This is a genomic window from Pseudomonas sp. GW821-FHT02H09, assembly GCF_059421425.1.
Genome location: NZ_JBWKVA010000040.1, coordinates 1 through 19,038 on the forward strand (window position 1 = coordinate 1; position 19,038 = coordinate 19,038).

General features: G+C 57.8%; 15 protein-coding genes and 2 pseudogenes. 14 read left to right on the forward strand and 3 right to left on the reverse strand.

Going from position 1 to position 19,038, the window contains the following annotated elements; genetic code table 11:
• Positions 1-235 precede the first annotated feature (235 nt).
• From AC07VR_RS31220 to AC07VR_RS31235, 4 genes are all read left to right on the forward strand, one after another.
• Entirely contained in the window at positions 236-967 is a 732-nt protein-coding gene (locus AC07VR_RS31220; protein ID WP_495013594.1) for a GntR family transcriptional regulator, read from the forward strand.
• A gap of 137 nt (positions 968-1,104) precedes the next feature.
• Complete coding sequence (locus tag AC07VR_RS31225; protein ID WP_495013595.1) at positions 1,105-2,394, forward strand: MFS transporter; 1,290 nt, start codon at positions 1,105-1,107, stop codon at positions 2,392-2,394.
• 28 nt (positions 2,395-2,422) lie between these two features.
• Positions 2,423-3,268 (forward strand): amidohydrolase family protein, encoded by an 846-nt coding sequence (locus tag AC07VR_RS31230; protein WP_495013596.1) that lies wholly within the window; start codon positions 2,423-2,425, stop codon positions 3,266-3,268.
• Between the two features lie 418 nt (positions 3,269-3,686).
• Entirely contained in the window at positions 3,687-4,910 is a 1,224-nt protein-coding gene (locus tag AC07VR_RS31235) for a patatin-like phospholipase family protein (protein ID WP_494995541.1), read from the forward strand.
• A 224-nt stretch (positions 4,911-5,134) separates the two neighbouring features.
• Here AC07VR_RS31235 and AC07VR_RS31240 read toward each other — a convergent pair.
• A pseudogene (locus AC07VR_RS31240) lies at positions 5,135-5,351 on the reverse strand (3-(3-hydroxy-phenyl)propionate transporter MhpT); the annotation flags it as partial.
• A gap of 164 nt (positions 5,352-5,515) precedes the next feature.
• Here AC07VR_RS31240 and AC07VR_RS31245 point away from each other — a divergent pair.
• Together AC07VR_RS31245 and AC07VR_RS31250 are read left to right on the forward strand one after the other, a co-directional pair.
• Complete coding sequence (locus tag AC07VR_RS31245; RefSeq protein ID WP_495013597.1) at positions 5,516-6,121, forward strand: hypothetical protein; 606 nt, start codon at positions 5,516-5,518, stop codon at positions 6,119-6,121.
• 205 nt (positions 6,122-6,326) lie between these two features.
• Positions 6,327-7,257: pseudogene (locus AC07VR_RS31250) on the forward strand (p-hydroxyphenylacetate 3-hydroxylase reductase component).
• 88 nt (positions 7,258-7,345) lie between these two features.
• Here the strand turns inward: AC07VR_RS31250 and AC07VR_RS31255 are convergent.
• Positions 7,346-8,116, reverse strand: coding sequence for a DeoR/GlpR family DNA-binding transcription regulator (locus tag AC07VR_RS31255; protein ID WP_494995539.1), 771 nt, complete (start codon positions 8,114-8,116; stop codon positions 7,346-7,348).
• Positions 8,117-8,379: 263 nt separating this feature from the next.
• Here AC07VR_RS31255 and AC07VR_RS31260 point away from each other — a divergent pair, with 263 nt between their 5' ends.
• On the forward strand, positions 8,380-9,660 hold the full coding sequence (locus AC07VR_RS31260; protein ID WP_495013598.1) for an HAD family hydrolase: 1,281 nt from the start codon (positions 8,380-8,382) through the stop codon (positions 9,658-9,660).
• Between the two features lie 224 nt (positions 9,661-9,884).
• Here the strand turns inward: AC07VR_RS31260 and AC07VR_RS31265 are convergent, their stop codons facing one another.
• Complete coding sequence (locus AC07VR_RS31265) at positions 9,885-10,088, reverse strand: co-regulatory protein PtrA N-terminal domain-containing protein (RefSeq protein WP_495013599.1); 204 nt, start codon at positions 10,086-10,088, stop codon at positions 9,885-9,887.
• A gap of 492 nt (positions 10,089-10,580) precedes the next feature.
• On the opposite strand from AC07VR_RS31265, the gene AC07VR_RS31270 reads away from it, so the two are divergent.
• The 7 genes from AC07VR_RS31270 (at position 10,581) to AC07VR_RS31300 (ending at position 18,886) form a co-directional block, all read left to right on the forward strand.
• Entirely contained in the window at positions 10,581-11,858 is a 1,278-nt protein-coding gene (locus AC07VR_RS31270) for a cystathionine gamma-synthase family protein (RefSeq protein ID WP_495013600.1), read from the forward strand.
• Between the two features lie 152 nt (positions 11,859-12,010).
• Complete coding sequence (locus AC07VR_RS31275; RefSeq protein WP_495013601.1) at positions 12,011-13,441, forward strand: amino acid permease; 1,431 nt, start codon at positions 12,011-12,013, stop codon at positions 13,439-13,441.
• 60 nt (positions 13,442-13,501) lie between these two features.
• Complete coding sequence (locus AC07VR_RS31280) at positions 13,502-14,392, forward strand: LysR substrate-binding domain-containing protein (protein ID WP_495013602.1); 891 nt, start codon at positions 13,502-13,504, stop codon at positions 14,390-14,392.
• Positions 14,393-14,408: 16 nt separating this feature from the next.
• The gene (gene thrC, locus AC07VR_RS31285; protein WP_495013603.1) at positions 14,409-15,788 is read left to right on the forward strand and encodes a threonine synthase; all 1,380 of its coding nucleotides are present in this window, start codon (positions 14,409-14,411) and stop codon (positions 15,786-15,788) included.
• 20 nt (positions 15,789-15,808) lie between these two features.
• Positions 15,809-16,246 carry an Lrp/AsnC family transcriptional regulator gene (locus tag AC07VR_RS31290; protein WP_494995532.1) on the forward strand — a complete coding sequence of 146 codons (438 nt, stop codon included), beginning with the start codon at positions 15,809-15,811 and terminating at the stop codon, positions 16,244-16,246.
• Between the two features lie 173 nt (positions 16,247-16,419).
• Positions 16,420-17,463: a homoserine dehydrogenase gene (locus AC07VR_RS31295; protein WP_495013604.1), complete on the forward strand. Its 1,044-nt coding sequence runs from the start codon at positions 16,420-16,422 to the stop codon at positions 17,461-17,463.
• Positions 17,464-17,473: 10 nt separating this feature from the next.
• The gene (locus AC07VR_RS31300) at positions 17,474-18,886 is read left to right on the forward strand and encodes an aldehyde dehydrogenase family protein (protein ID WP_495013605.1); all 1,413 of its coding nucleotides are present in this window, start codon (positions 17,474-17,476) and stop codon (positions 18,884-18,886) included.
• Positions 18,887-19,038 lie beyond the last annotated feature (152 nt).

Sequence of the window (19,038 nt, forward strand, 5' to 3'; positions counted from 1 at the left end):
GGCCGGCAGGAAATCGTTGAGCTCTTCGTAGAAGCGGAAGGTTGCACGGGTCATGCTGAACAGTATGGCAGGGCTGCAGGATGGGCGAGTTCAGTCCGGAGATCTTCTCCGGCAGGTCCCATCCACCACCGTTCGTCCGCCAGGTTCGGTAACCCTTCTTGACAGAAAAAAGCATCAGGAGAATACTCGCCCCAATATTCATATATATGACTAGATAACAAGGTGAATAAAGTCGATGAATTCCCTGTCCAGTGATGTCCGCCTACCGCTTTATCAACGCCTGCGTGATCAGTTGGCCGAGCAGATTGCTAACAATCGCTGGCGTCCGGGGGAGGCCATTCCCACTGAAGCTGCGCTTTCAGCGGAGTACGATCTGTCCACTGGCACCGTGCGCAAAGCGGTCGACGCGCTGGTCAGTGAGGGCGTTCTGGAGCGTCAGCAAGGTCGAGGCACCTTCGTTCGTCGGCCGCAGTTTCAATCTTCGCTGTTCCGTTTTTTCCGCTTTCAAACCGCTGCCGGCGAGCGCCAGGTACCGGAGAGTCGCATCCTGTCTATTGAGCCGGTGGCCGCACCCTCGGCGGTGGCCCATGCGTTAGGGTTGCCAATCGACTCTCCGGTTATTCGCATTGTCCGCGTTCGTCTTCTGGATGTTCAGCCGGTACTTGCCGAAGAAATCTGGCTGCCTCGCAGCCGGTTTCAGCCGCTACTAGAGATCGACCTGAATCGAAAAGGGCCATTGCTTTACCCGATTTACGAAGAAGTCTGCGGTCAGGTCGTCGCCTCTGCCGAAGAAACACTCACCGCCGAATCGGTAAATGACGTGCATGCGCGGTTATTGAAAATACCGACCAACAGTCCCGTGGTGGTGATCGAGCGTCTGGCGCGTGACTACGCCGGTACGCCTCTGGAGTGGCGGCGCTCCCGTGGGCATGCCGAGCATTTCCGTTACAGCGTGGACATTCGCTAGCGCATTGCCTGAATAGCGGATCGCTCACCGGCGAATCGATCGCTGCCGGATTCATCGTTTTGTTTGCCATGACTGGCCTCGTAGCGGCGCGGTTCGCTCTCGGCTGCCTCACGTTCCACTTATAAGGATAAGAAATCATGTTCAGCTGGTATCGCCAAGTCACTCCTCGGGAGCGCAAAACGTTTTGGGCCTGCTTCGGCGGATGGTCGCTGGACGCACTGGAAGTACAAATGTTCGGTCTGGCAATTCCGGCATTAATTGCCGCCTTCGCCCTGACCAAGGGCGATGCCGGGCTGATTAGCGGCGTCACGCTAGTCACTTCGGCCATCGGCGGTTGGGTAGGGGGGACGTTGTCCGACCGCTACGGCCGGGTGCGTACGTTGCAGTGGATGATTTTGTGGTTCTCCTTCTTCACCTTTCTGTCCGCCTTCGTCACCGGGTTCCAGCAGTTGCTGATCGTCAAGGCGCTGCAAGGCTTCGGCATTGGCGGTGAGTGGGCTGCCGGCGCGGTACTGATGGCCGAAACCATCAACCCGAAATATCGCGGCAAAGTGATGGGCACCGTGCAAAGCGCCTGGGCCGTGGGTTGGGGGCTGGCGGTCGGAGTGTTTGCGCTGATCTATTCCTTCGTGCCGCAGGACATGGCCTGGCGGGTGATGTTTATCGTGGGCTTGCTGCCCTCGTTCCTGATCATCTGGGTGCGTCGTAATGTCGAGGAGCCCGACAGCTTCCAGCGTCTGCAAAAAGAACAAGCCATCGCGCAAAGCTTCTTCAAATCCCTGGCCGGTATTTTCCGTCCTGAACTGATCCGCGTGACACTGTTCGGCGGGCTGTTGGGCCTGGGCGCACACGGCGGGTACCACGCCGTGATGACGTGGCTGCCGACATTCCTCAAGACCGAACGCAACCTGTCCGTGCTGAACTCGGGCGGCTACCTGGCGGTCATCATCCTTGCCTTCTGGTGCGGCTGCGTGGTCAGCGGCTTTCTGATTGACCGTATTGGCCGTCGTAAAAACATTGTGCTCTTCGCCCTGTGCTGCGTCGTCACCGTGCAGTGCTATGTGTTCCTGCCGCTGACGAACACCCAGATGCTGTTCCTGGGTTTCCCGCTCGGCTTCTTCGCGGCGGGCATTCCGGCGAGCCTCGGTGCGCTGTTCAACGAGCTGTACCCGGCGGACGTCCGCGGCGCCGGCGTGGGTTTCTGCTACAACTTCGGCCGCGTGCTCTCGGCGGTGTTCCCGTTCCTGGTTGGTCACATGAGTGATTCCATGTCGCTGGGTTCTGCCATTGGCATCGACGCTGGGATCGCCTACGGCGTGGCGGTAGTTGCGGCCCTTTGTCTGCCGGAAACCCGTGGTCGCAGTCTCGACGCCACGAACACCTCAGTGCCTGTCAGCGTCAACGGCAACGAGCGCGCTCGAGCCTGATGATCATTACTTTCGATAGATGAAACCCATGTCTGATACTTGTTCTGCGCCGATCATCGGCATCGACTCCCATGCTCATGTGTTCAACCGCGAATTAAACCTGGCCACTGCCCGGCGCTATACCCCTGGCTATGACGCAACGCTTGGGGAATATCAAAAACACTTGCGAGCGCATGGCCTGAGTCATGGCGTGTTGGTCCAGCCGAGTTTTCTCGGCTCCGACAACAGTTATCTGTTGGCGGCGTTGCAACAGGCGCCAGCGCAGTTGCGCGGTGTGGTGGTCGTGGAGCCAGACGTCAGCCGCGACACGTTGAACGACATGGCTCGACTGGGCGTGGTCGGCGTTCGCTTGAACCTGATGGGCAAAGCCTTGCCTGACTTCTGCGATCCAGCCTGGAAAGGCTTCTTCGGCCACCTCGCTGAGCTGGACTGGCATGTCGAACTGCATCGTGACGTGGCAGATTTGCCGGCGCTGATTCGTCAACTGATCCCGTTCGGCATCAAGCTCGTCATCGATCACTTCGGTCGTCCCGATGCCCGCTTGGGTGTCGATCAGTCCGGGTTTCCCGAGTTGCTGGAATTGGGGCTAAGCGGGCAGATGTGGATGAAGGTCTCCGGCATCTATCGGCTGGCGGGTACGCCTCAGCAGAACCTCGGATTCGCCCGGGCGGCATTGCCGCTGCTGGAGCAGAGCTTCGGCCTGCGCCGGTTGGTGTGGGGCAGCGACTGGCCGCATACACAACATGAAGAAAGCGTCGGTTTCGGTACTGTGATCGAACAACTGCAAGCACTGGAGTGTTCGACGCAGCTGATGCGTTCGTCGCTGGTCGAAGCGCCTCGGGTGTTATTCGGGTTTGAAGAAAGGGAGGCCTGAAGCTGCAACGACAGATCAAGGGAGCTCCCGGTGCGGGGCTCCATAAATCGTCCGTGATTTTCGCCTGTATAGCTTTGGGAGTCCCGAGCTTGGCCGCTTCAGCCGATAGCTGCCAGTTCGTACGTCGATGGACGCGATTTAAAGTTGCCAGAGCTTTCTGGCTTGCCGGGTTGGTGCTTGGAGAACCCCGGCTTCGGTTATCAGGGCCGGATGAACTATCTATGGAATGGCAACACCCGGGGGGAGGTGGTCAACGAGTTTGTTTATCACGTAAAGGAGCGCAAGATGAGCTACTGGACATTCGAATGACGTGTCGCAGTCGGCTGGCATGTAGCCATCTCGGGCATCATGGGTAAGGACATTTCACTGAATACGACGAGCGCGTTCGCTGTCGACGGCAGGGGCCGGAGGAGGCGTTTTGAAACCATTCCTGCTCAGACCTGGCGCCTCAACTCTGGACATGTTGCTTCAAGCGTGGCTGCCACGCCGTGACGCTGTTCCGCAAATTTTAACGGAAAAAGCTGTCATCCCAGGCATTCCCAATGCTCGCTACAGGTTGGACCACGACCTGACTCCGTTCATTCAGGATGCGATTCAGGCCAACAAACGCGAGAGCGAGGCGCTTGCCAGGGCCGGGAAGCCGAACAACATCCTGCCGCTGGCAAATATGCTGGCAGTTTCGGGGGGCGGCGACGCAGGCACATTCGCAGCGGGACTCATTACGGGATGGACCGCGCACGGGACTCGCCCCCTGTTCAAGGTCGTCACGGGCATTAGCGCGGGCGCCCTGGTCGCCCCGTTCGCTTACCTGGGGTCTGAGTACGACGGCGTCATTCGGGGTATTGCCAACGCAATCGGTCCAAAAGACGTTTTTCATTCGCGAAACGTGCTAACCCGTCTTGCTAGCGACGGTATAGCGGACAGCAAGCCACTGTCGCGGCTCATTACAAAATACGTCACTGCGCAGATTCTTGCGGCGATCGCGTCGGAATACGCCAAAGGACGAATCCTGCTGATCGGCACAACTGACCTTGATTCAGGGCGGCCAGTCACCTGGAACATGGGCGCTATTGCCTCCAGCGAAGCGCCGGGAGCGCTCGGCCTCTTTCGCAACATCATGATCGCGTCGATGAGTATTCCCGGCGCAGTCTCACCCGTCATGATCGATGTGGACGTTGACGGCAAACAGTTTCAGGAAATGCACGTGGACGGCGGGGTCATCACTCAGGTGTTCCTTTACCCACCTGGCACCTTGATGGCGATGAACAGAGTCAGCGGAGCACCTTTTCGGCTTGAACGTAATTTCTATGTCATTCGCAATGGGAAACTCGAGCCGCAGTGGGCTGGAACGAAGCGCCGTACGTTGAGCATCGGCGGTCGAGCCATCAGTGCATTGATTCAAACTCAGGGGATCAGCGACCTGGATCGAATCTACCGTATCGCGCGGCAGGATGGGGCGGACTTCAATCTTGCGTACATCGGCTCCGACTTTTACTTTCCGCACAATCAGAAATTCGATGGCGAGTACATGAAGCGTTTATTCGATTACGCCTTTCAACTCAGCGCGAAGGGCTATCCGTGGCATAAATCGCCGCCGAGCGAAAAGGCGTTAGAGAGGCCCGGTTCTCTGGCTCCCCTATGAGCAATACAGGTCGTCCGGGAGAGCCGGGTCCAGCCGTACTTGGGTGTGATGAGTGACAGACTTTTCAGACCAGCATCAGCCGCCACGACTCGACGATTTCACGACCGATACACCGCAGCCCGGACAGCCTCCGTCCCTTGGTCGCAAGGTGTCGGCAGATACGCTCGGTGGTGACTGTCCCCGATAGCCGCTGGGCAGTCTCTCAAGGTCAGGCAGGAAACCCATGAAGGCAGCCAGTTGAGCAGCATGTACATCAGGTCAGGGTGAAGAAGTAGCTCAACCACAAGGCCAGGGTGGTGCGCGCCCGGCCTTCGCCAAAGAGTGCCTGGCCGGTGGAGACGCGCGCACTGCCGGCGGCCCGTGTTGCTGGCGCAAGGCCGTGGATTCGGGGAGTAGCAGGGCCATCAGCGGTACCACCAGCAAGGGTGCCAGGCCGCCGATTTTTAAGTCGAGAATCCCACTTCAATTCTGAACAAATATGGACATAGGCATTAGCACTGAGTGCTTCATGGATAATCCCTATCAGGTAAGCACGTCGGTCCATAAGGCATCGACAACTGACCCTGTGTTAGCTCGAGTCACGTGTATCCTGGGGAAGTTTTTCAATGCATTACCTGGACCACCCTGTAGGCAATGTTAACCATCGCAGACTGTTCAGCCTGCCGCCGATCTGCGAGAACACCACCGCGATCCCCGATGCGCAGGTCCCGGACCTTACTCCTTCGACGCTTCTCCTGACCGGCTTCGGTCATCAGGACACTTTGATCGCGCGCTCGATTGAAAACCGTCAACGACAGTTGGAAGTCAAGATGCGTTTTGGGGAGTCGATTGGCCAAGAGACGCCGGCTGAGCGGTTTTGTGCCACTGCGCTTTATCAAGTAAGCGGTGGTGTCAGTTCAACTCTCGATTACGACAGAGCGGCTACGGCAAAGCGCTTCAAGGACAGGCCTGACTTGATGCCTTATACCTTGGCAGACTGCCTGCATGAACTCGGTTACTGGAACGAGCTTTATCTGTTGCGCAAGGCCTGCGGGGTGCCAGGGGACAGGCACACTGAGGCAACGATACGCGAGTGGTTCATATTCGAAGTACTGGCGCAAATCAAGCCGCGCAGCCGAGAGGAAGCACAAGCCGTCTATCAATACATCATTGATCACGACCTGGAAGACCAGCGCGGTAGCCGGGCCATCATCAAAAACCTGATTGGGTGATCTGATTACGATCACTGTGCTTGTACTCGGGCCCTCCGCACAGCGCTCGGTAGTGCCTACAGACCACGTTTTCGAGACGATTCCTGGGTCGTGAGCTGATGGGCCTGGAACCCGATCCAGCCATGGTTTGACCTGCCAGCTCGCTGAGATCCGGTTCATACAACAACAATCGAGGCCGTCAATTGCGATGGCCCAGGAGTCTTGCATGTCTATTGTTTCTGATACTGCCTTCGACACCCGTGCGTTTCTCCGGGCCCTAGGCAATTTTGCAACAGGCGTGACTGTTGTCACGGCGGCCACTGAAGGTGGGCGTGACGGCCAACAGTTTCAACTCGGTATCGCTGGATCCGTCGCTGATTTTGTGGAGCATCGACAAGCGTTCCAGCAGTCATGAGGTGTTCGAAGTCGCCAGCCACTTTGCGGTTAACGTACTGGCTGCCGATCAGATTGATCTGTCGAACAACTTCGCACGGCCCAAGGAAGACCGCTTCGCCGAAATCGAATTCGAGGCGGGCGAAGGGGGGGCGCCGGTCTTTGTCGACTGCTCGGCGCGTTTCCACTGTGAAAAGTTTCAGCAAGTCGACGGTGGCGATCACTGGATCATGATCGGCAAAGTGGTGGCGTTCGACGATTTCGGACGTTCGCCGTTGCTCTATCACCAGGGCGCCTATTCGATGGTGTTGCCCCACACCCGCATGACAAAACGTGAAGAGGGGCAACTGCCAAGCAGCCACTTCCAGGGCCGCCTGAGCCACAATCTTTATTACCTGATGACCCAGGCGTTGCGCGCCTGTCAGGCCAGTTACCAGCCACGTCAATTGTCCACCGGACTACGCACCAGTGAAGCGCGCATGCTGATGGTGCTGGAGAACGACGCCGGTCTGAGCATGGCCGATTTGCAGCGGGAAGTGGCGATGCCTGTTCGAGAGATTGAAGAGGCAGTAGCCAATCTCAAGCGCAAGGGGCTGGTCAGTGACGAGGGTGATCGGGTACGTCTGACCCGCAAAGGGATCGACGAAACGGAAGGCTTGTGGGCCATTGCTCAAGAGCAGCAGGACAAAGTCTTCAGCCAGTTTGGCCAGGCACAAGTCGAGCATTTCAAAAGCGTGCTCAAGGGTGTGATTCAAGGAGTCTGACGGTCGCTTGTCACTGCCGACCAAGCGGGATGCGCCGCATCTTGGGCATCACGCTGCCCCGATTCCCCTCTGAACCGGCAGGCCATCGCTATGCCAGGATAATGCGTTTGAGCCTGGCGTTCAGTGCGGCGAACGCTGCTTCGGTACTGGCCCTGTGGTTGGTGATGAGCAGGTCAATGCGTTCTGGCGGGCAGAAGGCGACGCGGCTCTCCACGCCGATCTTGCTGTAATCGGCGAGGATGACCACGCGCTCGGCATGGTCAGCCATCGCGCGCGCCACTTCGGCTTCACGGTGGTCGTAGTTGCTGGCACCGCGCTGGGCATCGATGCCAACGGGCGACAACAGCGCGAGGTCGGCCCGATAGCGGCCAATTTCCGCTACTGTGGTGCCACCGACCGTAGCCGGAGCACGGTCGTCGAGTGAACCGCCCAGTACGATCACCTCGTTGTGCTGGCCGCCCGGCACGGCGGGATTGCGCAATTGCAGTGCCACGTTGAACGAGTTGGTGATCACGGTTAACCCGCCCAGCTTGGCCAGCTCTTCGGCAAGGATGACCGTGGTGGTGCCCGCGTCGATAAACACAGTTTGTCCGTGCGACAGCAGGCTGACCGCGGCGCGCGCCAGGTCACGCTTGAATTTGACGTTGATGTGCGCACGCTCGGCGATTGGCGCCTCGTCCTCGACGCGGATGGCGCCGCCGTGTATCCGCTTCAACTCCCCCAGTTCTTCCAGAGCGACCAGATCGCGCCGCACGGTCTCGCGTGAAACATTCAGCTCCGTGACGATGCGGTCGGTGGTAACGCGCTGCAAGGTCGATAGCAGTGCGCGGATCCGCTGGTAACGCTCTTCTTGCCACATGCCGGGTGTCCCTGCTGTTGAGTCGCTGTCCGAGCACGCATTGTGGGGGGGGATCGGTCACTGTCAAGTTCGACTCGGCCCTGTAAACATTGCTCAGGCGCAGCCTGCGAATCATGAAAGTGTAATATTGTGGCAATATTGTATTTTTGTGTATTTGAAGATAGCCTCGTCGCCGGACGGTTTTTCCCTCTCGTCCATATTTCGAAACACGCTTCCGCCATCGCCTCGGTTGTAACCTCTCGTCTAGAAGTAGGAGCTATGCCATGCAGCGTCGCCAGTTTCTGAACACCCTCGCCACCGTTTCCGTCGTCAGTCCGCTGTTGTTGTCATCGCGCATAACGCAAGCCGCCACGCCCCCAGCCACGCCGAGCGAGCTGGACCCGGCGCGCTGGTCGCCACTCAACAAAAAACGCCTGCAGGCGGTGATCGACCAGCACGGCGTCAAGAGCCCGTCCTACCGCCCGGAGCAGCGCCCATACGCGGTGTTCGACTGGGACAACACCTGCATCATGAACGACTGTGAAGAAGCGCTGCTGGTCTACCAGATCAATCATTTGCAGTACAAGCTGACGCCCGATGAGTTCGCCGCCGTGCTGCGCCAGGACGTGCCGAACGGCCCGTTCATGAAGGACTACACCACCGTGGACGGCAAGCCGGTCAAGATGGAAGACATCGCCAGCGACGTGGAAGCCGATTACCGCTGGTTGCACGCCAACTACAAGGGACTCGCTGGTGACAAGAGCCTGGAGGAAATCCAGACCAGCGAGCAGTACAAGGACTTCCTCGCCAAGCTCTACTTCATGTATGACGCGATCTGCGACAGTTACCCGGTGGAGATCGGCTACAAGTGGATTCTGTACTTCTACAAGAACATGACCACGGCCGAATTGCAGGCGATGGCCGAGGCCTCGAACAACTACGCGATCGGTGACGCGCTGCGCAAGGTCAAGTACGAGAGTTCCCGCACGCTTTCGGGCAAGGCAGGGGTGGTGGCGGACACCCACTTCCATGGCATCCGCATCCATGAGGAGATCCGCGGCTTGATGCACTCGCTGCGCGCCAACGGCATCGACGTCTATGTCAGCACCGCCTCGATCGACGATGTGGTGCGGGTGTTCGCCGGCCATCCCAATTACGGCTACGGCGTGCCGCCTGAGAACGTGATCGGTCTGCGCATGGCGATGGAAGAGGGCAAGTACACCAGCCGCTATCTGCCGGGCTGGCACTTCAATTACGGGCCGGGCAAGACCGTCGGCATCAACAACGTGCTGGTGAAACAGAAGGGCTATGGTCCGGTGCTGGTGGCCGGCGACAGCGACGGCGATGCCTGGATGTTGCGCGACTTCAACGACACGGCGGTGGGGGTGATCGTCAACCGCATGAAGAAGGGCGAGATCGGCACCGACAGCCAGCAGGCCGCCACCCAGCTGGGCACCCCGAACGCCCGCTTCATCCTGCAGGGGCGCGACGAGCACACTGGCCTGATGATCCCGGACGAAAAATCCCTCAAGTACGGCAAAAGCGAGCTTAAGCTGCTGGCTTGATGGCACTGGCTCGCGGGTGGTTGGCTGCCATCCGCGAGCCGCAATTCAATGGCTGGAAAATCAAGAGGGCGTCCACCGCCTCCATCGCTCAGAGCCCGGTCAGGCTTCAACAGCAACTGACCGAATTCGCGCACTGCGGCAGTTTCCCGACTGCATCCCATGACACGCTAAGCGCATGACGAATAACCCGGCTGCCAAGTTGACTTGATCGGTGGCGTGCACTGTCAGTTTGAGCGTTCGGCATTATTAGCCGCCGCTTTTTGATTGCTTGCCACCGCCTGTGCATGTTCAGACTGCTGGTAATGCGCCATGGAGGAATCAGTCGCGGCCTCCATTCTTACCATTACCTTGTCGCTACCGCCTTCGGCCATCGCAGCTACAGAGGCACTCATCAGGGTGACAATCAAAAATGATTTAAGGGCTTTCATGGGGGAACTCTCCAGTCTTCGGGTTCTGCCAGAGCGAAAGCTTGCTGGCTTGAGCTAATTCTGAAGCGAGCCGTATTTCAGCCCGTTCCCCGGCACATGAATTTTTTGACAGTAAAGCTATTTGTGCTCTTTGCCCTTTTTTCCTTCTCCAGATCGTTTGGGTTACTGAGTCGCCCCGGATATTCCGATTGATCCGTTTGCAGTGCGGCATTAAGAGACCGAAGCGAAATTGATAGCCGGAGAAGTAAGTAATCGGGCACTCAACAATCAGTTTGAAGCCGATACAGGCCGAGTCTACCGCCATACCTGAGCGTGCCATTTTTTTAAACGTGTCCTCTATTTCAAACGCCCCCGCACATCAAACAGCCATTAAAAAAAACGCCCCTTTGGCCCGGATAACATCGTTTCTCCAGAACATGGCTTTTGACTATATTGGCGCCCAGATCAAGCGAATCAGCAAACATTCGCCACCATTCAATGCGGGTAGTCTTAATGAAAATAAAACCTGACAGCGCAGGGCTTGATAACGCCGGAACGGGGACCAAAGTTGTCTGGGGCGGGGAGCAAGTCAGGCATCCCTACAACGCCACGCAAACACCCATCGTGGTCAGCGCCGCATACGGTTACGACGATATCGATGTCTGGTACGACGTGGCTTTGGGCAAGAGCCCAGGCTTTATTTACAGCCGCATGAGCAACCCCACGGTGGAGACGCTGGAGGCGAAAATCCGCGAACTTGAAAATGCGGAATCGGCCGTGGCATTCAGCAGCGGCATGGCTGCGATCAGCAGTGTCCTTTATACCTTCCTGTCCCATGGCAATCGGCTGGTTTCAACCAAGGACAGTTACGGTGGCACCAACAAGGTTTTCGAAGAGTTTTTGCCGCGCATGGGGGTGGATGTCACGTTGTGCGAAACATTCGATCATGAAGAGATCGAACGGGAAATCGCCAAAGGCTGCGATCTCCTCTACCTGGAAACACCCACCAATCCAACGCTGAAAATAGTCGATATCAAACGCCTTGTAGCGGCGGCCAGGCGCGTCGGCGCCCTGGTGGTGGCGGACAATACCTTTGCCACCCCCTTGAATCAGAACCCGCTGGCGCTGGGCGTGGATGTGGTTGTTCATAGCGCTACCAAGTTTCTCAGTGGTCATGGCGATGTACTGGGCGGCCTGGTGTGCGGTGCCGAATCGTTGATGGCGAAAGTTCGCCATTACCGGGAAATCAATGGCGCCACGCTCGATCCGTTCTCGGCCTATATGATCATTCGTGGCATGAAGACACTCGTACTGCGAGTGCGCCAGCAGCAACACAGTGCCCGCGCCCTGGCAGAGTTCCTGAGTACTGAACCCTTGGTGGAGTCGGTGAACTATCCCGGCCTACCCAATCACCCGAACCATGACGTCGCTTGCGCGCAAATGCGCGGGTTCGGGGCAATCGTCAGTTTTGTCGTGGCCGGTGGCATGGACACGGTCAAAGTGCTGTTGCCACGCTTACGCTTTGCTCACTGTGCCGGGAACCTGGGTGCAGTTGAAACCATCTATGGGCCGGCCAGAACAACCAGCCATGTGGAAAACACCCTGGAAGAGCGTTTAGCCCTGGGTATTTCTGAAGGGTTGGTGCGTATTTCCGTTGGCATCGAAGATACCGATGATCTGGTTGATGATTTGAAACAGGCCTTTGCCTGGGTCAGGAGTTTATGGGAGGAACAGGCAATCTCGAAAACCCAATCAATATTGAATGAACCTTGCGCTGAGGTAGCAAACTGACATTTAAACGTTAATGCCTCACGACAAGGCAGTCGCTGAGGAGTTCATGAAGAGGAATAATAATAAAATTTAGCGGCAAACTGGTTGTATTACTGCCCGGTAATTTACTGCAGGAACTTATTTTGCCCTAATAACTTTCATGAGAGTCAACTATGTCCATAAAAGAAGAACAAATAAGTACCCGTGCCGGTTTCAAACAGGAAATGCAGACCCGCCATATTGTCATGTTGGCGCTGGGCGGAGTTATTGGTACCGGGCTATTCCTGACATCCGGATACACCGTCAATCAGGCCGGCCCATTGGGTGCGGTAATCGCTTACATCATCGGCGCGGTGATGGTCTACATGGTCATGATGTGCCTGGGTGAACTGGCGGTGCAGATGCCGGAAACCGGCTCATTCAGTACCTACGCAACACGCTTCCTCGGGCCGGGTACCGGCTACACGGTGGCCTGGCTTTACTGGTTGACCTGGACGGTAGCGATCGGCTCCGAATTTACCGCAGCGGGTATCCTGATGGCGCGTTGGTTTCCGAGCACGCCGGTATGGATCTGGAGTGCGTTGTTTTCCATGGTGGTGTTCCTCAGTAACGTCGTGTCGGTCAGGCTGTTTGCCGAGACGGAGTTCTGGTTGTCGCTGGTCAAGGTACTGACGGTATTGGCGTTCCTGGTGGTCGGTGGCGGGGCGATCATTGGCGTGTTTCAAATCGATCAGGCGCACAGCATCGGGCTAAGTAACTTCACCCGCGAGGGGCTGTTCCCTACAGGTTTCATGTCGATTGCCATGACCTTGCTGGCGGTGTCCTTTGCTTTTTCCGGCACCGAGCTGATCGGTATTGCCGCGGGCGAAACCAAAGATCCTCAGCGCAATGTACCGCGGGCCATCCGCACCACCGTACTGCGCCTGGCGATCTTCTTCGTAGGGACCATTTTCGTTCTGGCGACGTTGTTGCCGCGCGAGCAGGCCGGATTGGTCGAGAGCCCGTTTGTGACGGTGTTCACCTATATCGGTATCCCGTACTCCGCCGACATCATGAACTTCGTGATCATCAGTGCACTGTTGTCCGCCGCCAATTCCGGGTTGTACGCCGCTTCGCGCATGCTCTGGACGCTGAGTGATCAAGGTCATCTGCCGAAGCAGTTCTCTGCGTTGACCCGCATGGGGACACCGTTCAACGCTATCGTGGTCAGTATGGTGGGCGGTGCGGCATCGCTGCTGAGCAGTGTGTTTGCCCCCGATACCATCTACCTGGCGCTGGTTTCGATTTCCGGGCTGGCGGTAGTGGTAGTGTGGATGAGCATTGCCGCGAGTCAGATCGCGTTCCGTCGCCACTATGTGGCCAATGGCGGCGATATCAGGGACCTCAAGTTTCGCGTACGGGGGTATCCATGGGTGCCGCTGGGTGCGCTGGTCTGTTGCAGTCTGGCCTGTGTGGGGATCGCCTTTGACCCTGAGCAGCGTGTGGCACTGTACTTCGGCTTGCCGTTCATCGCCTGGTGCTATTTCGTGTATTACATTACCCGCAAGAACCGCGAGCGTCGCTTGTCGGTTGCCCCCTTGGCACAACCGTCCGATGCGTTCTAAGCGGTATCGACGATGTGGGCAACAGCGCTTGGTGCAGGGGGCGTCAATGAGGTCCAGGCAATGAATCAAAAGACGTTACCCCCGCTCAATTGGCTTCGCGCATTTGAGGTATCCGCCCGCTGTTTGAATTTCACCCATGCGGCCGAAGAGTTGTTTTTGACCCAAGGCGCGGTCAGCCAACAGATCCGGCAATTGGAAAGCCACCTGGGTGTGGCACTGTTCAAACGCTTGCCCCGTGGTTTGGGTTTGACCGAAGAAGGTCAGTCGTATTTGCCTGTCGTGCAAGACGCGATTACGCGATTGGCGGTCGGCACCAATGAAATTTTTGGTCAGCATAAAAGGCGACCGATCAAGGTGCGTGGCAGCCTGTCTTTTTTCGTGCACTGGCTGGCGCCAAAGCTGGTCGACTTTCGCCAGGCTCATCCGCATGTGGATATACGCTACATCAGCAACATCTGGGTAAAGGAACTCGATGGTGAGGACGACATGGAGATCCGCTGGGGCCACGGACAATGGACAGGCCTGGTGTCTCAGCGCCTGACCTGGGACACCTTGTTCCCGGTCTGCTCGCCGGGGTTGATGGCGAGCGCGCCGCTGGAGGTGCCAGGCGACGTGGCCCGGCATCCTTTGCTGCACGTGTTGGGGTATGAAGAAGGGTGGGGGTACTGGTTGAAAATGGTCGGTGCAGACGCTGTCGATTCGTCGACGGGCATGCAGTTCGATACCCTCATTTCGACGTTGCGCATGGCTGAGCTCGGCCAGGGTATCGCCCTGGCTCGCTCATCCATGGTCGATGAGATGCTCCAGGACGGTCGTCTTGTCGAACCCTTCGCACAGCGGATCGAGGCCAGCGAGTCCTTTTACCTGGTACGCGGTTCCGGAGCCGATCAGCATCCCGATGCGGTCATGTTTTCCACCTGGCTGGTCGAGCAGGCACATCGTTACAAATGAATGGCCGGAGTCAACCATGCGCTATGTGAGTACACGAAGTTTGGCCGTGCAGGCCGATTTCGAGAGGGTCGTATTATCCGGAGTCGCCGACGACGGCGGGCTATTCGTGCCGGTCAGCCTGCCGCTGTTCAGCGCGCAGGAAATCGCCAACTGGTCAACGTTGCCCTATGACGAACTGGCCTATAGGGTCATGAGTCCGTTCGTAGGCCAGTCAATCCCCGAAGTGGATTTCAAACAGCTGCTCAAGGAAGCCTACAGCACCTTCAGTCATCGCTCCGTCGCGCCCTTGCATCAGGTCGACAGGAACGAATGGGTACTGGAGTTGTTCCATGGGCCGACCCGTTCCTCGAAGGATTTTTCTGCCCGGCTGCAAGCGCGCCTGGTCGACTATTTCCTCGTTAAACGCCAGCAGCGTGCGGTCATGCTGGGGGCGACCAATGGGGATACCGGGCTTGCCGCCATCGAGGCGTTCAAAGACTGCGACGAAACCGCCGTGGTGGTGTTCTACCCGCAAGCCGGTGTGCCTGATGATCAGCTGCAGCATCTGCAGGCTGCCGCTCACCCCAGGCTGCACAGATTCGCCGTGAACGGCAGCTTTGACGATTGCCAGACCATCGTCACCCGGTTGTTGCGACAATGGCCATCCGCGCAGTGCGAGGCGATCAGTTTCAACTCGAACAACTGGGTCAGCGTGATGGCGCAGTTGGTGTTTTATTTTCACGCCGTGCTGCAACTGGGCGGTGGTCAGCGGCCGATCGGATTCAGCGTGCCGGCGGCCAGTTTCGCCGAAGTCTATGCGGGCTATATCGCGCAAAAGATGGGCCTGCCGATCACCCAAATGATCGTTGCCACCAATCGGAACGACGCGCTGCACCAGCTGTTTCTGAAAAACCATTACTCCAGGTCGCGGGCCAGCAAGAGCTTGTCGCCAGCCATGGACCTGTCGATTTTTTCCAATCTCGAACGCTTTCTGTGGGAGCTCTACGGGCACGATCATCAGGCAGTGAGCGCGCTGATGACAGAGTTCGAGGCCCATGGCGAGATGACCATCGCCAATGAGTTCTGGTTGCAGGCACGGATGATCATCGACTCTTACTCAGTCAGCGATGACGAGACCCTGAAGGAAATCACCACCCTCTACCGTGATACCGGATATGTCATCGACCCTCATACAGCCACGGGCGTTCTGGCGGCCCGGCTGTACCGCAGAAGCCTGGTGGCGCCGATGGTCACACTGGGCGAGATCTCGCCAGTCAAGTCAGCGGCGTTGCTCGGTGAGCTGGGGATCACCTCGATGCCACAGCGAAGCCCGCTCACGGTTCAATCGTCGCAGCAGGTTTACCGCATTCAGCCCGACGACATCGAAACCATCCATCAAGTGCTCCGCGGTCTTTGAAGACGCGACAAGGGGGCTAAGTGAAGCGAATTCTGGATCCGCTCGATGAGCGCATCATTGCCGAGCTCAGGTTGAATGCCCGAGCTGCTCACGCCGAGCTGGCGACCAAAGTGAACCTGTCGCGCAATGCGGTACGACAGCGCATCGAACGGCTCGAACGCGATGGTGCGATACAGGGATATACGCTACGCACGGGCGTGGGGCATCAGTCATCAGCCAATATCAATGCGGTGATATTCGTCTATCGCTATGACCGCATGCGCGGCGCGGAGGTATTGCAGGCACTGCAGAAAATACCCGAAATAATCCAGTGCGATGTGATGAGTGGGGAGTTCGATCTGATGGTGCGAGTCGGCGCTTCGAGCCCCGAGCGGGTGCATAAAGTCTGGAATGAAATATCCGCCCTGTCGGGGGTGGAAAACACCGTGACTTCATTTGTCCTGTCATCTGTTGTTTAGGGTTATTGCCCGTCTGAGAAGCCAACGATTGTTGGCTTTTTTATGTCTGGGCACTTTGCCCGTGCGCTGATCAAAACGGCCATAAAATAGAGCAAATCGCCATATTTCACTGCCATGGCCTCCATCCTAATCTAGTGCCCAACAGCTAATAACCCGGATGGAAGGCAACAAAAATGACTGAATACAAACTTGCGTTGGTCGGCTTCGGCGGTGTCAATCGTGCATTGGCTCAGCTCATCGCCGAGCGTAATAAAGCGTGGCAACAAGAGTTCGGTTTTGCCTTGAAAATCGTCGGCGTCACTGATCTGTTTCTGGGCTCTGTCATCGGCCGTGACGGCCTGGATGCCGGGCTGTTGGCGAACCTCCCCGCAGTCAAGGGCGCTTTCGCGCAGCTGCCTGGCGGTAATGCCGAAGCCTTCAATGAAGCTGTGATCAAGCATTCCGGTGCAGACATCATCGCCGAAGCAACCTTCACCAACCCTGTAGACGGCGAGCCGGCCACCTCGTTCTGCCGCTGGGCCCTGGAAAACCGCAAGCACGTGGTGACGACCAACAAGGGGCCGATTGCTTTGCATGGCGCAGAGCTGAAAGAGCTGGCCCAGCGCAATAACGTCGCCTTTGAATACGAAGGTTCAGTGATGAGTGGTACGCCGGTGATCCGGCTTGCCAGGCAGGCTCTGGCAGGCAGTTCGATTGTCGGCTTCGAAGGGATCCTCAACGGCACTTCCAACTTTGTCCTCACCAGCATGGAAGGCGGTCTGGGTTTCGCCGAGGCAGTCAGCAAAGCCCAGGAGCAGGGTTATGCCGAAGCCGACCCGACCGCGGATGTCGAGGGGCATGATGTGCGCCTCAAAGTGGTGATCCTGGCTAACGAGCTGCTCAATGCCCACTTGAGTGTCAGCGACGTCAGCTGCCGCGGTATTTCGGCCCTGGGCCTGGACGACATTGAAAACGCCCGGCACAACGGCGCGCGCTGGAAGCTCATCGGCGCTGCCACGCGCAACGCTGATGGCTCGGTCAGCGCCAGTGTCGAACCCAGGCTGTTGAGCAACGCTCACCCATTGGCCAGCATCGCTGGCGCGACCAACGCGGTGTCGTTCAATACCGGGCTGCTGGGGGCGGTCACCGTATCGGGCCCAGGCGCCGGGCGGACGGAAACCGCGTTCGCGCTGCTGTCGGACATCATCAACATCCATAAGTCGGTTGCGAACAACTAGGAGAAGGCCTGTGAACGTATCGCGCTTGGCCATGGCCGTGGTTGGGAATCAAATCGACGTGTTGAACCCGTTTGACGCAAGCGTCATCGGGTCGGTACCTGATATGTGTGCGTCTCAAGTCCCGAATCTGCTGGCGCAGGGGCGCAGTGGTGCGCAAACATGCGCCGGATTGCCGCGTTATCGCAGGGCTCAGATTCTTGAGCAAGCAGCCCTGAACATCGAGCGGGATGGCGGGGCGTTCGCCCGGCTGATCGTCGACGAGGCCGGTAAAACCATCAAGCAGGCGGAAAAAGAAGTCAAACGTTGCGTCAACACCCTGAAACTGTCCGCGCAAGAGGCCGGGCGCAATGCGGGGGAAGTCGTGCCGTTCGACGCCTATGAAGGCTCCGAGTCGCGGCAGGGTTGGTTCTCTCGGGAGCCGCTGGGCCTGATTGTGGCAATCACCCCTTACAACGATCCGTTGAACCTGGTGGCGCACAAGCTGGGCCCGGCCATAGCAGGCGGCAATGCGGTCATCCTCAAACCGTCCGAGCTGGCACCTTTGTCGGCGATCAAGCTGGTAGGGTATCTGGTGGACGCGGGTCTGCCTGAGTCGGTGGTCACGGTCGCGACAGGAGGGGCTGCGCTGGGCAAGGCCCTGGTCGCCGCCCGTGAGGTCAGGATGATCTCTTTTACCGGAGGGTTCGTCACGGGGGAGCAAATTGCCCGCACTGCCGGCTTGAAGAAACTGGCCATGGACCTGGGCGGTAATGCGCCGGTCATCGTGATGGGCGACTGCGACCTCGATGCCGCAATCGAGAGTTGTGTATCCGGGGCATTCTGGGCCGCCGGGCAGAACTGCATTGGTACTCAGCGCCTTCTGATTCAGGCTTCTATTTATGAAGCTTTTCGAGACCGGTTCGTCAACCTCTCGAAAACCTTGGTTGCGGGTAACCCGGCATTGGCCACCACGGACATCGGTCCGATGATAACGTTACAGGCTGCTCAGAGTGCCGAGAGGGTTGTGAGCGAGGCAATGCAAGAGGGGGCCAGGCTGCTTTGCGGGCACCAGCGAGAGGGCGCATGTTACGCCGCGACAGTGCTGGAGAATGTCGATCACGCCAGCCGGCTATGGCGCAATGAAGTGTTTGCGCCGGTGGTGGTGCTTCAGTCCTTCGAAACCTTCGATGAAGCCATTGCCCTGGCCAATGAGCCCGAGTACAGCTTGCATGCCGGGATCTTCACCAATGATTTGGGAACGGCAATGAGTGCTGCACGGAGGATCGAAGCGGGGGGCGTGATGATTAACGATTCGTCCGACTACCGCTTCGATGCGATGCCGTTTGGCGGCTTCAAGTATGGCAGCCTGGGCCGGGAGGGCGTTCGCTTCGCCTATGAAGAAATGACTCAACCCAAAGTGGTGTGCCTGAATAATCTTCGTTGATTCATTGTGCTGGGGGGCTGTGCAAGATTGATGCTGGCGTACTGTGAATGTTCCCTTCTATATATAGGTGCTGATGGCTCTACTATATAGAAGGGTTAAAAACGGGTTCTTTTGGCAATGCCAGTCAGTTAAGACATTACGCGGACAGTAGC

Excerpts from the sequence above, each read along its gene's own strand:
- AC07VR_RS31230 (WP_495013596.1), top strand. The coding sequence starts at position 2,423 with ATGTCTGATACTTGTTCTGCGCCGATCATCGGCATCGACTCCCATGCT.
- AC07VR_RS31295 (WP_495013604.1), top strand. The coding sequence starts at position 16,420 with ATGACTGAATACAAACTTGCGTTGGTCGGCTTCGGCGGTGTCAATCGT.
- AC07VR_RS31280 (WP_495013602.1), top strand. The coding sequence starts at position 13,502 with ATGAATCAAAAGACGTTACCCCCGCTCAATTGGCTTCGCGCATTTGAG.
- AC07VR_RS31255 (WP_494995539.1), bottom strand. The coding sequence starts at position 8,116 with ATGTGGCAAGAAGAGCGTTACCAGCGGATCCGCGCACTGCTATCGACC.
- AC07VR_RS31260 (WP_495013598.1), top strand. The coding sequence starts at position 8,380 with ATGCAGCGTCGCCAGTTTCTGAACACCCTCGCCACCGTTTCCGTCGTC.
- AC07VR_RS31220 (WP_495013594.1), top strand. The coding sequence starts at position 236 with ATGAATTCCCTGTCCAGTGATGTCCGCCTACCGCTTTATCAACGCCTG.
- thrC (WP_495013603.1), top strand. The coding sequence starts at position 14,409 with ATGCGCTATGTGAGTACACGAAGTTTGGCCGTGCAGGCCGATTTCGAG.
- AC07VR_RS31225 (WP_495013595.1), top strand. The coding sequence starts at position 1,105 with ATGTTCAGCTGGTATCGCCAAGTCACTCCTCGGGAGCGCAAAACGTTT.
- AC07VR_RS31270 (WP_495013600.1), top strand. The coding sequence starts at position 10,581 with ATGAAAATAAAACCTGACAGCGCAGGGCTTGATAACGCCGGAACGGGG.
- AC07VR_RS31265 (WP_495013599.1), bottom strand. The coding sequence starts at position 10,088 with ATGAAAGCCCTTAAATCATTTTTGATTGTCACCCTGATGAGTGCCTCT.
- AC07VR_RS31245 (WP_495013597.1), top strand. The coding sequence starts at position 5,516 with ATGCATTACCTGGACCACCCTGTAGGCAATGTTAACCATCGCAGACTG.
- AC07VR_RS31275 (WP_495013601.1), top strand. The coding sequence starts at position 12,011 with ATGTCCATAAAAGAAGAACAAATAAGTACCCGTGCCGGTTTCAAACAG.